Here is a 13,751-nt window from a genome sequence, read left to right as displayed (position 1 = left end):
CTCGGTCTCGTGGGCTGGGTGATGTGTATTAGAGACAGGTGTGTGACTCGTGCCCCTACTTCTTGCGGGCGGTGGTCTTCTTCGCGGTGGCCTTGCGCGTCGCCGTCTTCTTGGCGGGCGCCTTCGTCGCTGCGGTGGCCTTCTTGGCGGCCGGAGCGGTGTTCTTCGCGGTGGCGGTGGTCTTCTTCGCCGCCGGCGCGGTCTTCTTGGCGGTCGCGGCGGCGGTGGTCTTCTTCGCCGTGGACGTGGCCTTCTTCGCGGTCGGCGTGCTCTTCACCGCCGCCTTCTTGGCGGTCGCGGTGGTCTTCTTCGCCGTGGTCTTCTTCGCTACCGCGGTCTTCGCCGCCGCCCTCTTGGCGGTGGTGGCCTTCTTCGCGGCGGCCTTCTTCACCGTCGCGGAAGCGCCACCGGTCAGGCTGCCCTTGGGCGCCTTCTTCACGGACACCTCGCCGCCCTTGGGCAGCTTCTTCGTGCCGCTGACCAGGTCCTTGAAGCCCTGGCCCGCGCGGAAGCGGGGCACCGAGGTCTTCTTGACACGGACGCGCTCTCCGGTCTGCGGGTTGCGGGCGTAACGGGCCGGACGGTCGACCTTCTCGAACGAGCCGAAGCCCGTGACCGAGACCCGGTCGCCCGCGACGGTAGCGCGGACGATCGCGTCCAGTACCGCGTCGACAGCGTCCGCGGCCTGCTGGCGGCCGCCCAGCTTGTCGGCAATCGCTTCTACGAGCTGCGCCTTGTTCAACGTCTTCCCCTTCGGAGACTTCGCCAGAACGAATGTGTTCAAGCTTATTTCGCACGTTAGGCGGATATATACCGCAAATCAAACACGAAACGGGCTAATCACCCTAGTGCCGCAACGCTGTAGGCCGTTACGGAGTTCCTTCGCATCAGTCGCCTTCAGGGAATCGACCCTCGTCGAGGTCCTTCATCAACCTGTCCAGGCGCCTTGCCGCACCGACGAGATCGTGCTTCGCCGTAGCGGTGACGACCAACAGCTTCCGGGACAGCGCCATCCTTACGCCCTCCGGGACTTGCAGTGAGCGCACCCTTGTGTGTGCTTCTTTCAGCCGGTCCGCGACGACTTCGTAGAGCTCAAGTTGACTGTCGCGTTCCATGCACAGATTGTGCCATCTGGGGCGAGTTGTCGCCTCACGGGGCCTCAACACACAGCTGTGCCCCCCACCGGAGGGTGGGGGGCACAGTGTTGTCGACGTGATCGGCCAATGGCGAATAAGCGCTGATCAGGCTGGAATCAGAGCCGAATCGTGCGGGGCTTGAAGGCCGGCCGGGTGCTTTCGTACGTGGCGATGTCGCTTTCGTTCTGAAGGGTGAGGGAGATGTCGTCCAGCCCCTCCAGCAGCCTCCAGCGGGCGTTGTCGTCGAGCTCGAACTCCGCGGTGACGCCCTCCGCCCGCACCTGGCGGTCGACCAGGTCGACGGTGATCTCGGCGGTGGGGTCGGCCTCGGTCAGCTTCCACAGCCGCTCGACCGTCTCCTGCGGGAGCACGACGGTCAGGAGACCGTTCTTCAGCGAGTTGCCGCGGAAGATGTCGGCGAAGCGGGAGGAGATGACCGTCTTGAAGCCGAAGTTCTGCAGGGCCCACACGGCGTGCTCGCGGGAGGAGCCGGTGCCGAAGTCGGGTCCGGCGACCAGCACCGTGGCGCCCTCGCGCTCCGGCCGGTTGGTGACGAACTCGGGGTCCTTGCGCCAGGCCTCGAAGAGGCCGTCCTCGAACCCGTCGCGGGTGATCTTCTTCAGCCAGTGGGCCGGGATGATCTGGTCGGTGTCGACGTTGCTGCGGCGCAGCGGGACGGCCCGGCCGGTGTGGGTGGTGAAGGCTTCCATGGTTCTCAGACTCCGGCGGTCGCAGGTGCTTCGGACAGGTCGGCGGGCGAGGCCAGATGGCCCAGCACCGCGGTGGCGGCGGCCACCTGCGGGGAGACCAGGTGGGTCCGCCCGCCCTTGCCCTGCCGGCCCTCGAAGTTGCGGTTGGAGGTGGACGCGGAGCGCTCACCGGGCGCCAGTTGGTCGGGGTTCATGCCCAGGCACATCGAACAGCCCGCGTGCCGCCATTCGGCGCCGGCCTCCTTGAAGACCTTGTCCAGGCCCTCCTCCACCGCCTGGAGGGCGACGCGGACCGAGCCGGGGACGACCAGCATCCGCACGCCGTCGGCGACTTTGCGCCCCTCGACGATCCCGGCGACGGCGCGCAGGTCCTCGATGCGGCCGTTGGTGCAGGACCCTACGAAGACGGTGTCGACCCGGATGTCGCGCAGCGGCTGCCCGGCGGTCAACCCCATGTACTCCAGCGCCTTTTCGGCGGCCTGGCGCTCCGAGGCGTCCTCGTACGAAGCCGGGTCGGGGACGCGGGCCGACAGCGGCGCGCCCTGGCCCGGGTTGGTGCCCCAGGTGACGAACGGGGACAGCGTGGTGCCGTCGATGACGACCTCGGCGTCGAAGACGGCGTCGTCGTCGGTGCGCAGCGTCTTCCAGTACGCGACCGCCGCGTCCCACTCCTCGCCCGCGGCCGGCGCGTGGTCGCGGCCCCGCAGGTATTCGAAGGTGGTCTCGTCGGGTGCGATCATGCCCGCGCGGGCGCCGGCCTCGATCGACATGTTGCAGATGGTCATGCGCGCTTCCATCGACAGCTGCTCGATGGCCTCGCCGCGGTACTCCAGGATGTAGCCCTGGCCGCCGCCGGTGCCGATCTTGGCGATGATCGCCAGGATCAGGTCCTTGGCGGTGACGCCGTCGGCCAGTGCGCCGGTGACGGTGATGGCCATCGTCTTGGGGCGGGCCAGCGGCAGCGTCTGGGTGGCCAGCACGTGCTCGACCTGGCTGGTGCCGATGCCGAAGGCCAGCGCGCCGAAGGCGCCGTGCGTGGAGGTGTGGGAGTCGCCGCAGACCACGGTCGTGCCGGGCTGGGTCAGGCCCAGCTGCGGTCCCACGACGTGGACGACGCCCTGCTCGACATCGCCCAGCGAGTGGAGGCGGACACCGAACTCGGCGCAGTTCCTGCGCAGCGTCTCCAGCTGGGCCCGGGAGACCGGGTCCGCGATCGGCTTGTCGATGTCGATCGTGGGGGTGTTGTGGTCCTCGGTCGCAAGGGTGAGGTCGAGGCGCCGGACCGGGCGGCCGGCCTGGCGCAGACCCTCGAAGGCCTGCGGGCTCGTCACCTCGTGCAGCAGGTGCAGATCGATGAAGAGCAGGTCGGGCTCGCCTTCGGCGCGCCGGACGACATGGTCGTCCCAGACCTTCTCCGCGAGTGTCCTACCCATCGCTTTCCCTCCGGCCGGCCGGTCGTGCCGGCGCTTCATAGAGAACTGGTGCACCTGATCGCCCGTACCCCACGCACCGGACGACGGCTCGGACCCAGTGGTTCGTGGACCCGCACATACAGACTCGCTGGTTCTTGGAAAAATTGAACTTGCGTTTCACAGTGTGAGACGCGAATATCGTTTCATGGACAACTCTAGCGGCGTCGGCGTTCTCGACAAGGCAGCTCTGGTACTGAGCGCACTGGAGTCCGGTCCGGCCACCCTCGCCGGGCTGGTCGCGGCGACAGGGCTCGCACGACCCACGGCGCATCGCCTTGCCGTGGCTTTGGAACACCACCGGATGGTGGCGAGGGACATGCAGGGCCGGTTCATCCTCGGTCCGCGGCTGGCGGAGCTCGCCGCCGCGGCCGGCGAGGACCGCCTGCTGGCCACGGCGGGACCGGTACTCACCCACCTCCGGGACGTGACGGGCGAGAGCGCGCAGCTCTACCGCCGCCAGGGGGACATGCGCATCTGCGTGGCGGCGGCCGAGCGACTGTCGGGCCTGCGGGACACCGTCCCGGTGGGCTCCACCCTCCCGATGAAGGCCGGATCGGCCGCGCAGATCCTGATGGCCTGGGAGGAGCCCGAGCGGCTCCACCGCGGCCTCCAGGGCGCGCGCTTCACGGCGACGGCGCTCTCGGGCGTACGGCGCCGCGGCTGGGCCCAGTCGATCGGCGAGCGGGAGCCCGGCGTGGCCTCCGTCTCGGCACCGGTGCGCGGACCCTCGAACCGCGTGGTCGCCTCCGTGTCGGTCTCCGGACCGATCGAGCGGCTCACCCGCCACCCGGGCCGGATGCACGCCCAGGCCGTCATCGACGCGGCGGGCCGCCTCACGGAGGCCCTGCGCCGCACCGGCTGAACCCGCCCCTCGACCACTCCCCCGGGCCCGGGGGCGCGAACGACGCCGCACACGTCCGAACTCGCGCCTCCGGGCCCGCACTTGCGTCCCCGCACCGGCGCGCCGGGGACGGCACGGAGCCGGACACGACGAAGAGGCCCTCCGCGATGGACGCGGAGGGCCTCTTCGATGCGTACCCCCGACCGGATTCGAACCGGCGCTACCGCCTTGAGAGGGCGGCGTGCTAGGCCGCTACACAACGGGGGCTAGCTGGTGCTGCTGTCACTGCGCTGGGCTACCAGGACTCGAACCTAGAATAAGGGAACCAGAAACCCTCGTGTTGCCAATTACACTATAGCCCAAAGTGGTCTAGACCAGACCAACAGTACCCCCGACCGGATTCGAACCGGCGCTACCGCCTTGAGAGGGCGGCGTGCTAGGCCGCTACACAACGGGGGCCCTAGCGATCCTGCATCAAGACGTCCGGGTGCGACCCTGGAGATCTCGCGGGAAGGATCTGTACCCCCGACCGGATTCGAACCGGCGCTACCGCCTTGAGAGGGCGGCGTGCTAGGCCGCTACACAACGGGGGCAAGCACTGCGTCACTACTGCACTGCGCTGGGGTACCAGGACTCGAACCTAGAATAAGGGAACCAGAAACCCTCGTGTTGCCAATTACACTATACCCCACCAAAAGTCAACCCCCTGCGGGGTCTTTCCTTCGGGTGGCGCCTCCGTCCGGCCTCTCGGCCCGCTCCGGCGGCGCAGAAAGAACATTACCGGATGCCTGACCGTGCTCCAAAACGGGTATCCCCTGCCAGCAGCTCCGGGAGCCGGTCAAGGCCTTCGATCCGGTGGATTCCCGCGGGCCCCGGGCCCCGGCCGCCGTCCCGGTCCAGCCAGACGGCCACCAGGCCGGCGTCGCGGGCCCCGCGGGCGTCGGTCTCCGGCTGGTCCCCCACGTACGCGACCTCGCCCGGCGGCAGTCCCAGCGCCTCGCAGGCGGCGAGGAAGGCGGCCGCCTCGGGCTTGCTGACCCCCAGCTCGGCGGCGCACACCAGCACCTCGAAGCGGTCGCGCAGCCCGAGGTGGCGCAGCTTGGGGTCCTGGTTGGCGGTGGAGGAATTGGACAGCACCCCGTGCCGGTAGCCGCCGGCGAGGGCGTCCAGTACGGGCAGCACGTCCGGGAAGAGCGTCCAGGCCGCCTTGTAGTGGCCGACGTACAGCTCGAACCAGGCGTCCGTCTCGGCGTCGGTCAGGGCGGGCGCCGCCAGGAAGTCCCGGACCCGGTCGCGGCGCTGGTCCTGGAAGGTGACCTCGCCCGCGGCGAACCTGTCCCAGTGCCGCTCGGTGGTCTCCCGCCACAGCGCGAGCGCCTGCGCGGGCGTCCCGTACCGCTCCTCCAGGCCCTCGTCGGCGAGGTGGCGGGCCAGCCCCGCCCGGTCGGCCCCGGTGTAGTCGAAGAGGGTGTCGTCGATGTCCCACAGGACCGCTCTGATGGCCATGCCCCCCAGTATGCGAAGAGCCCCGGGGGCGTGCCCCGGATACGGCCGAAGAGGCCCGGACCGCCCGCCGGGGCGGGGGGGTCCGGGCCTCTTCGGGCACGCGGGCGGGGCCGGTCAGCCGGCGAGCCTCGCCAGGGCCGCGTCGATGCGGGCCAGGGACTTGTCCCTGCCCAGGATCTGCAGGGACTCGAAGAGCGGCAGTCCGACGGTGCGGCCGGTGACGGCCACGCGCACCGGAGCCTGGGCCTTGCCCAGCTTGAGGCCGTGGGCCTCGCCGGCGGTCAGCACGGCCTGCTTGAGGGACTCGGGGTCGCTCCAGTCGGCCGCTTCCAGGTGGCCGCGGGCGGTGGTGAGCAGCGCCGCCGGCTCGCCCTTCATCGCCTTGTCCCAGGACGCCTGGTCCTCCACCGGCTGCTTGAGGAAGAGGAAGTCGACGTTGGCGGTGATGTCCGACAGGACGGTCACGCGGGTCTGGGCGTACGGCGCGATGGCCGCCCACGCCTCGGGGTCGAAGTCCTCGGGCGCCCAGTTGGCGTGCGGGGCCCGCAGCCACGGGCCGCAGGCGTCCGCGAAGGCCTTCGGGTCCAGCAGGCGGATGTGGTCGGCGTTGATCGCCTCGGCCTTCTTGAGGTCGAAGCGGGCCGGGTTGGCGTTGACGTCCGGGATGTCGAACTTCGCCACCATCTCCTCGATCGAGAAGATGTCCTGGTCCTTCGAGAAGGACCAGCCGAGGAGCGAGAGGTAGTTCAGCAGGCCCTCGGGGAGGAAGCCGCGCTCGCGGTACAGGTTGAGCGAGGACTCGGGGTCGCGCTTGGAGAGCTTCTTGTTGCCCTCGCCCATCACGTACGGCAGGTGGCCGAAGGCGGGGGTGGCCTTGGCGATGCCCAGCTCGGTCAGCGCCTTGTACAGGGCGATCTGACGCGGGGTGGAGGACAGCAGGTCCTCGCCGCGGAGCACGTGCGTGATCTCCATCAGCGCGTCGTCGACCGGGTTGACCAGCGTGTACAGCGGGGCGCCGTTGGCCCGGACGATGCCGAAGTCCGGCACGTTCTCCGGGGTGAAGGACAGCTCGCCGCGGACCAGGTCGGTGAAGGTGATGGTCTCGTCGGGCATCCGGAAGCGGACGATGGAGCTGCGGTGCTCGCCCTCGTACGCCTCGACCTGCACGGGGGTGAGCTCGCGGCAGTGGCCGTCGTAGCCCGAGGGCCTGCCGGCGGCGCGGGCGGCCGCGCGGCGCGCGTCGAGCTCCTCGGTGGTGCAGTAGCAGTGGTAGGCGTGGCCGCCGTCCAGCAGCTTCTGCGCCACGTCCTTGTAGATGTCCATGCGCTCGGACTGGCGGTACGGGGCGTGCGGGCCGCCGACCTCGGGGCCCTCGTCCCAGGTGAAGCCGAGCCAGCGCAGCGAGTCGAGCAGCTGCTCGTACGACTCCTCGGAATCGCGGGCCGCGTCGGTGTCCTCGATGCGGAAGACGAACGTACCGCCGTGGTGGCGGGCGAACGCCCAGTTGAAGAGGGCCGTGCGGACCAGGCCCACGTGGGGGTTGCCGGTCGGGGAGGGACAGAAACGTACGCGGGGGGGTACCTCCTGCCCGAGCGGAGTCGAGAGCTTGGGGGAGTTCGCGTTAGCCACGCTTGATCACCTTGTTGGTGAGAGTGCCGATGCCTTCGATGGTGACGGCGACCTCGTCGCCGACGTTCAGGGGGCCGACTCCGGCCGGGGTCCCCGTGAGGATGACGTCGCCCGGGAGCAGCGTCATGGCCTCGGTGATGTGGACGATCAGGTCCTCGATGGAGCGGAGCATGTCGCTGGTGCGGCCGAGCTGGCGCTGTTCGCCGTTGACGGTGCACTGGATGGTCAGGTCGCCCGGGTCCAGCTCGGTCTCGATCCAGGGGCCGAGAGGGCAGGCGCTGTCGAAGCCCTTGGCGCGGGCCCACTGCTTCTCCCGCCGCTGGACGTCGCGCGCGGTGACGTCGTTGGCGCAGGTGTAGCCGAGGATCACGTCCTTGACGCGCTCCTTCGGGACCTCGCGGCACATGCGGCCGATGACCACGGCGAGCTCCGCCTCGTGGTGGAGGTCCTGCGAGAAGGAGGGGTACGTGATCGGGTCGCCCGGGCCCACCACCGAGGTGGAGGGCTTGAAGAAGGTGATCGGGGCTTCGAGGCGGCCCTCGCCGTCGACGACGGTGTTGCCCAGCTCCGCCGCGTGCTCCGCGTAGTTGCGGCCGATGGCCACGACCTTGTTCGGGAGCACGGGCGGCAGCAGCCGGACCTTGCCGATCGGGACCTTGACCCCGGAGAGCTCGAAGTCCGCGAACGGGATGCCCTTGATGATGTCGAGGACGAGCTCACCCTCGGCGCCGGGGGCAGTGCTGCCCTCGACCGCGCCGAACGCGACATTGCCGTCGATGGAGAACCTGGCGATGCGCACGTGTTGCGTCTGCCCCTCTGTATGTCCGCTGGCTGGAGTATGCGGACTCCAGGCTAACGCGGCGGGCGGCGGCGCTCCGCGCTCGTCTCGCGCGGCGGCTACGGCGCGACGGCCACCGGCGCGTCCATCAGGATCGTGCGGCGCGGGTTCGCGGTCTGCGCCGGCAGCTCGACGGAGTGCTCCGGGGTGGCCGGGGCCGCCTGCAGCTCCTCCGCGTCCTTGAGGTGCGCGAGGGTGGTGCGGCGGGGGTTGGCTATGTTGCGGAACATCGTCGTCGTCTTCATCGGAGTTCGGGGTCCTCGGTTCGGTCTGTGGATGTCGGCTGTCGCGTGCGCCAGCCCTGGCGCCAACCCTTCAATGGGCAAGGCTAAACATCTGAATCCCCCGGGGAACCGAGAAGTAATGGCCACGGCTGTGTGAGTTTGCTCACCCGTGACCTGACATAGCGGGCATATCAGGCGGCCAATCGCCCCCACCAAAAGGGACATTGCGCTACTGAATGCGCCATTCCGCTCCTGATCATCGCGACTGGGACACCTTGCCAGCCCTGTTGTTTGGTTGGCGTAAGTCCGATTCGTACCGAAAACAGTCATACGTCGCGTAGCCCGCCTGTCACGTCCCGTCACCGACTCCCCGGGCGGACACGCGCACCTTGTTGGAGATCCTCCACTGTGCTGGAATTCGCGGGACCGCCGCGGGAAACAGTCGGCGCGCAGGTGGCGCGACTCAGCGCCGAGCGCGGCGGCAAGGAGAGGGAGACGCGCCGGTCACCGACGACCACCATGGGGCCCTTCGTGCCCCACGACTCGACACCGTCCCACCGGTCGCCCGGTAGGACGCCTGGTCCAGAGGTTGCGACGCTAGTGCAGGGACGATTCAAGAGGGATGACAAGGGGTCTCCCCAGGCCCGTAAGGGCCGTGGGGAAGCCGCGCAGGAGCAGGAGCCGCGCGGCGGGACCGACCGTGGCTCCTCGCCCCAGCACGCCCAGAACCGCGGGCCGGCTGTCGAGGGCGCGGGCGCCGCTGCCTCCGCCGCGGTGAAGGCGAAGGGTCGCGGCAAGCCCGGCAAGGGCAAGGCGGCCGTCAAGGCGGCCCCGGCCTCGCAGGACGTGGCGATACCGAAGGCCCCCAGTGGGCCGGGCTCCCGCCTCGCCATGCAGAACTGGCGCATCAGTACGCGACTGGTGTCGCTGCTGACCCTGCCGGTCGTCGCCGCCACCACGCTCGGTGGCTTCCGCATCAACGACTCGATGAACGACATCGCCCAGCTGGAGCACATGCAGCTGCTGACGACCATGACCCGGCAGGCCACGAACCTGGCTGCCATGCTCCAGGAGGAGCGGGACATGTCGGCGGGTCCGATGTCGATCACCAAGAACGGCAAGAGCAACAGCATCGTCGACGGTGTCCGGGAGCAGACCGACACCGCCGCCAAGGCCTTCGCCGCCGCGACCGACAAGGTCGACAGCACGGAGGACAAGGACGAGACGCTCAAGTCGATCCGCAACAACATCCTGCAGATCGGCCGCCAGCTCACCGGCATCGAGGACATCCGCAAGAAGGCGTACGCCAACGGCGCCCAGCAGACCATCACCGAGTACAACGCGCTGATCGTCTCGCTGCTCTCCCTCTCGCAGGACATGGCGCAGGCCACCTCCAGCCCCGAGATGATCAAGCGCACGCGCGCCCTGGCGGCGTTCTCCTCCGCCAAGGAGTACGCCTCGATCCAGCGCGCGGTCATCGCCGCCTCGCTCCCCGAGAGCCGTGACCAGCAGGGCGCCCTCCAGGAGAACGACCGGCTGTACGCCCTCTCCGCGCTCCGCGGCGAGAGCCAGGCGAGGAAGACCTTCGAACTCGTCTACCAGGGACGGCCCGAGGAGCTCCTCGCCTCACTCGGCGACGGCAACCCGGAGATCGGCAGGGCCGACCACTTCACCCGCCGCGTCCTGAGCACCGAGGGGCAGTTCGCCAAGGAGCAGCAGTACAGCTCCTGGCTGGACTGGTACGACTCCGACGGCACCAAGCTCCAGGCGATGAAGGTCATCGAGCTCACCCTGCTCGAGGACATGGAGCAGAAGGCCCGCGAGCTCAAGAACGAGTCGCAGCAGGACGCCATCCTCAACGGTGCCCTGATCCTCCTCGTCCTCGGTGTCTCCCTGGTCGGCGCCTTCGTCATGGCCCGGTCCATGATCCGCTCGCTGCGCCGCCTGCAGGACACCGCGACGCGCGTCGCCCAGGACCGCCTCCCCGAGCTCGTCAAGCAGCTCTCGGAGTCCGACCCGCAGGACGTGGACACGTCCGTGGAGTCGGTCGGCGTGCACACCCGCGACGAGATCGGCCAGGTGGCCGCGGCCTTCGACGACGTGCACCGCGAGGCCGTCCGGCTCGCCGCCGAGCAGGCCCTCCTGCGAGGCAACGTCAACGCGATGTTCACCAACCTCTCGCGCCGCTCCCAGGGCCTCATCCAGCGCCAGCTCTCGCTCATCTCCGAGCTGGAGTCGCGCGAGGCCGACCCGGACCAGCTGTCCTCGCTCTTCAAGCTCGACCACCTCGCGACCCGCATGCGCCGTAACGGCGAGAACCTCCTCGTCCTCGCGGGCGAGGAGCCGGGCCGCCGGTGGACCCGACCCGTCCCGCTCGTCGACGTGCTCCGTGCCGCGGCGTCCGAGGTGGAGCAGTACGAGCGCATCGAACTCTCGTCGGTGCCCGGCACCGACGTCGCCGGCCGCGTCGTCAACGACCTCGTGCACCTCCTGGCCGAGCTGCTGGAGAACGCCACCTCGTTCTCCTCGCCGCAGACCAAGGTCAAGGTCACCGGCCACGCGCTGCCGGACGGCCGCGTGCTCGTCGAGATCCACGACACGGGCATCGGCCTCTCCCCCGAGGACCTCGCCGCGATCAACGAGCGGCTCGCCGCTCCGCCGACCGTGGACGTCTCCGTCTCCCGCCGCATGGGCCTGTTCGTGGTCGGCCGCCTGTCCCTGCGACACGGCATCCGCATCCAGCTGCGCCCCTCCGACTCGGGCGGTACGACGGCCCTCGTCATGCTGCCGGTGGACGTCGCCCAGGGCGGCAAGAAGCCGGCTCCGATGCCCGGCCAGGCCAACCAGGGCGGCGCTCCGGGTGCTTCCGGCGCACAGGCTTCCGTGCCCGGTGGCGCGCGTCCCCCCGTGGGTTCGCCCCCGCAGCGCGGCCAGGTCTCCGGGAGCGGCCAGCGCACCGCCCTCCCGGGGCGCGGCGACGGCGCCCCCGGCCAGCAGCGTCCGCAGGGCGGAGCTCCGCAGCAGGGCGGTCCCGGTGCTGCGGGCGGCCGCCCGCAGTCCGGGCCGACCACCGCCGGGCAGGGCCAGGGCGCCTTCGGCTCCGGTGCGCCGCTGCCGGGCCGCGGCCCGGCCGGCGGCCCCGCCGGTGGTCCGTCGGGCGGTTTCGCCGGCGGCGGCCTCTCGGGCGGCCCGCAGGCCCGCCCGGCGTCCGCTCCCCCGGCCTCCGGTCCCGCCGGCTTCCCGCAGGGCAACGGCTTCGAGCGGCCGCAGCAGCCCCAGCCCCAGCAGGCCCAGGCTCCCCAGCAGCCACAGCAGTCGCAGCAGCCGGGCGCCCCGGCGCCGCGCGGCCAGCGGCCGCAGCTGCCGCCGCGCGGCGGCGCCGCGCGCCCGGAGCTCCCCGGCCCGCAGACCACCAGCTGGGGCGCCGACCAGGCGCGCGGCCACGACGAACTGTCGGGCCCCGGCTCGACGTCCGAGTTCGCCCGCCCGGACTTCAACGCCCCGATGCCCCAGGCCGACAATCCGGGCAGCACCACCGGCCAGTTCGAGCGCCCGGACGTACGGGGTCCCCTGAACCCGTCGGCCACCGGCCAGTTCGAGCGCCCGGAGCTGCGCGGTCCCGCGGACGCCTCCACCACCGGCCAGTTCGAGCGCCCGGGCTACCAGCCCCAGCGCCCCGGCGGTCCGGGTGTCGGCGGCTTCGACCGCCAGTCCCAGGCCCCGCAGCAGTACCAGCAGCAGCCCCAGGCCCCGCAGCCCGGCGGCGCGTACGCCCCCGTACCGCCCCAGCGGCCCGAGTCGCCCGGCCTGCCGCAGGCCTCCCGGGCACCCGAGGCGCTGCCCCCGGCGGCGCACGGCTCCGGCGACGCCCGCAGTCCGATCTTCGACACGCTGGAGTCGAACTGGTTCCGCGAGGAGGGGCAGCAGCCCCCCGCGCAGGGACCGGGAGCACCCCAGCAGCAGTCCGCACCGGCGGCCCCGGCGCCCGCGCCGCAGCAGCACCTGCCGCAGCGCGGCCAGGAGCAGGCCGAGCCCGCCGCGGCGGCCACCGGCGCCATGCCGACCGTCAGCTGGCGTTCCTCACCGAACGACGAGCTGATGCGGCAGGCCGAGCGCGTGCGCCAGCCCGCGGCCGGCGGCATCACGACCTCGGGGCTGCCCCGCCGGGTCCCGCGGGCGAACCTCGTGGCCGGTACGGCGCAGCAGCAGGCCGAGGCGCAGCCCGGCCCGCAGGTCTCGAGGGCCCCGGACGAGGTCCGCGGCCGTCTGACCAACCTCCGACGCGGTATCCAGCAGGGCCGTCAGGCCGGCAACAACGGACCGGCGACCGGCAGTTACCACATCGACCCCACTTATCAGCAGGAGCGTTAGTTGAGTTCGATGAGCCAGGCGGCACAGAACCTGAACTGGTTGATCACCAACTTCGTGGACAACACCCCCGGGGTGTCCCACACGGTAGTGGTCTCCGCCGACGGACTCCTTCTGGCGATGTCCGAAGGTTTCCCCCGCGACCGCGCCGATCAGCTGGCGGCCGTGGCCTCCGGCCTGACCTCCCTCACCGCCGGCGCGTCCCGGATCTTCGAGGGCGGCGCCGTCAACCAGACCGTGGTCGAGATGGACCGGGGATTCCTCTTCCTCATGTCCGTCTCGGACGGGTCCTCGCTGGCCGTTCTCGCACACCCCGAGTGCGACATCGGCCTCGTGGGCTACGAGATGGCCCTCCTCGTGGACCGAGCCGGCAGCGTCCTCACCCCGGACCTGCGTGCGGAGCTCCAGGGCAGCCTGCTCAGCTGACTTCTCCCCCTTCCGGCCGGACGGTACTTCCGGCCGGGAGACCGGGGCCCGAGCCCCGGAACCCAGTACCCCCGACAGGCCGTCATACCGTCCCCCCACCGGCCGCCCCGTCAGACGGCACGCTGACCACTGCTGTCCAGCCCGGAGGATCAATGACCCCGCCCCCCGCCTACCCCGATGCGTACGGAGATTCGTACTCGGAAGGCGACCAGCCGCTGGTGCGTCCGTACGCGATGACCGGCGGCCGGACCCGGCCCCGCTACCAGCTCGCCATAGAGGCCCTGGTCAGCACAACCGCCGACCCGATGCACCTGTCCGGCCTGCTCCCGGAGCACCAGCGCATCTGCACCCTGTGCCGCGAGGTCAAGTCGGTCGCGGAGGTCTCCGCACTGCTGTCGATGCCGCTCGGCGTCGCCCGGATCCTCGTCGCCGACCTGGCGGAGGCCGGCATGGTGGCCATCCACCAGCCGGGCAATGGAGAGGCCGGCGGCACGCCGGACGTCACGCTGCTCGAAAGGGTGCTCAGTGGACTTCGCAAGCTCTAGCGGCGGAGCGGCTCCTCGCTCCACCACCTCCGCGAAGATCGTGGTGGCGGGCGGCT

12 protein-coding genes, 5 tRNA genes and 1 pseudogene are annotated in these 13,751 nt (G+C 70.7%); 5 read left to right on the top strand and 13 right to left on the bottom strand.

What is annotated here, in order from left to right:
* Nucleotides 1-55: 55 nt before the first annotated feature.
* The 4 genes from ACFWU6_RS05775 to leuC all read right to left on the bottom strand — a co-directional run bounded on the left by ACFWU6_RS05775 (nucleotide 56) and on the right by leuC (nucleotide 3,279).
* Entirely contained in the window at nucleotides 56-742 is a 687-nt protein-coding gene (locus tag ACFWU6_RS05775) for an HU family DNA-binding protein (protein ID WP_383811494.1), read from the bottom strand.
* Nucleotides 743-887: 145 nt separating this feature from the next.
* A complete protein-coding gene (locus ACFWU6_RS05770) occupies nucleotides 888-1,115 on the bottom strand; it encodes a hypothetical protein (protein ID WP_383811491.1) in 228 nt (75 codons plus the stop codon).
* Nucleotides 1,116-1,252: 137 nt separating this feature from the next.
* Complete coding sequence (gene leuD / locus ACFWU6_RS05765; protein ID WP_383811488.1) at nucleotides 1,253-1,846, bottom strand: 3-isopropylmalate dehydratase small subunit; 594 nt, start codon at nucleotides 1,844-1,846, stop codon at nucleotides 1,253-1,255.
* 5 nt (nucleotides 1,847-1,851) lie between these two features.
* Entirely contained in the window at nucleotides 1,852-3,279 is a 1,428-nt protein-coding gene (leuC, locus tag ACFWU6_RS05760; protein ID WP_383811485.1) for a 3-isopropylmalate dehydratase large subunit, read from the bottom strand.
* Between the two features lie 184 nt (nucleotides 3,280-3,463).
* On the opposite strand from leuC, the gene ndgR reads away from it, so the two are divergent.
* Entirely contained in the window at nucleotides 3,464-4,180 is a 717-nt protein-coding gene (gene ndgR, locus ACFWU6_RS05755) for an IclR family transcriptional regulator NdgR (protein WP_383811482.1), read from the top strand.
* Between the two features lie 173 nt (nucleotides 4,181-4,353).
* On the opposite strand, the gene ACFWU6_RS05750 is transcribed toward ndgR, so the two are convergent.
* The 9 genes from ACFWU6_RS05750 to ACFWU6_RS05710 all read right to left on the bottom strand — a co-directional run bounded on the left by ACFWU6_RS05750 (nucleotide 4,354) and on the right by ACFWU6_RS05710 (nucleotide 8,377).
* Nucleotides 4,354-4,426, bottom strand: a tRNA-Glu gene (locus ACFWU6_RS05750).
* A gap of 23 nt (nucleotides 4,427-4,449) precedes the next feature.
* Nucleotides 4,450-4,521, bottom strand: a tRNA-Gln gene (locus tag ACFWU6_RS05745).
* A 24-nt stretch (nucleotides 4,522-4,545) separates the two neighbouring features.
* Nucleotides 4,546-4,618 (bottom strand) — tRNA-Glu (locus ACFWU6_RS05740).
* Nucleotides 4,619-4,679: 61 nt separating this feature from the next.
* A tRNA-Glu gene (locus tag ACFWU6_RS05735) sits at nucleotides 4,680-4,752 on the bottom strand.
* Between the two features lie 26 nt (nucleotides 4,753-4,778).
* A tRNA-Gln gene (locus ACFWU6_RS05730) sits at nucleotides 4,779-4,850 on the bottom strand.
* Between the two features lie 86 nt (nucleotides 4,851-4,936).
* Nucleotides 4,937-5,665 carry an HAD family hydrolase gene (locus ACFWU6_RS05725; RefSeq protein WP_383978740.1) on the bottom strand — a complete coding sequence of 243 codons (729 nt, stop codon included), beginning with the start codon at nucleotides 5,663-5,665 and terminating at the stop codon, nucleotides 4,937-4,939.
* A 114-nt stretch (nucleotides 5,666-5,779) separates the two neighbouring features.
* A complete protein-coding gene (gene gltX / locus ACFWU6_RS05720; protein ID WP_383978737.1) occupies nucleotides 5,780-7,294 on the bottom strand; it encodes a glutamate--tRNA ligase in 1,515 nt (504 codons plus the stop codon).
* Complete coding sequence (locus ACFWU6_RS05715) at nucleotides 7,287-8,093, bottom strand: fumarylacetoacetate hydrolase family protein (RefSeq protein WP_383811473.1); 807 nt, start codon at nucleotides 8,091-8,093, stop codon at nucleotides 7,287-7,289. The genes gltX and ACFWU6_RS05715 overlap by 8 nt, the downstream gene beginning before the upstream one ends.
* Before the next feature lie 98 nt (nucleotides 8,094-8,191).
* The gene (locus tag ACFWU6_RS05710) at nucleotides 8,192-8,377 is read right to left on the bottom strand and encodes a hypothetical protein (RefSeq protein ID WP_383811471.1); all 186 of its coding nucleotides are present in this window, start codon (nucleotides 8,375-8,377) and stop codon (nucleotides 8,192-8,194) included.
* Between the two features lie 579 nt (nucleotides 8,378-8,956).
* Between ACFWU6_RS05710 and ACFWU6_RS05705 the strand changes: the two genes are divergently transcribed.
* From ACFWU6_RS05705 to ACFWU6_RS05690, 4 genes and pseudogenes are all read left to right on the top strand, one after another.
* Nucleotides 8,957-12,727, top strand: a complete 3,771-nt coding sequence (locus ACFWU6_RS05705; protein WP_383978734.1) for a nitrate- and nitrite sensing domain-containing protein — start codon at nucleotides 8,957-8,959, stop codon at nucleotides 12,725-12,727.
* A 9-nt stretch (nucleotides 12,728-12,736) separates the two neighbouring features.
* A complete protein-coding gene (locus ACFWU6_RS05700) occupies nucleotides 12,737-13,150 on the top strand; it encodes a roadblock/LC7 domain-containing protein (RefSeq protein WP_150212026.1) in 414 nt (137 codons plus the stop codon).
* A 152-nt stretch (nucleotides 13,151-13,302) separates the two neighbouring features.
* Complete coding sequence (locus ACFWU6_RS05695; protein WP_007266775.1) at nucleotides 13,303-13,695, top strand: DUF742 domain-containing protein; 393 nt, start codon at nucleotides 13,303-13,305, stop codon at nucleotides 13,693-13,695.
* A pseudogene (locus ACFWU6_RS05690) lies at nucleotides 13,676-13,751 on the top strand (ATP-binding protein); the annotation flags it as partial. The gene ACFWU6_RS05695 and the pseudogene ACFWU6_RS05690, both read left to right, overlap by 20 nt.

Source organism: Streptomyces sp. NPDC058674, assembly GCF_042716505.1.
GTDB lineage: Bacteria > Actinomycetota > Actinomycetes > Streptomycetales > Streptomycetaceae > Streptomyces.
This window is presented reverse-complemented; position numbering and strand designations above follow the sequence as displayed.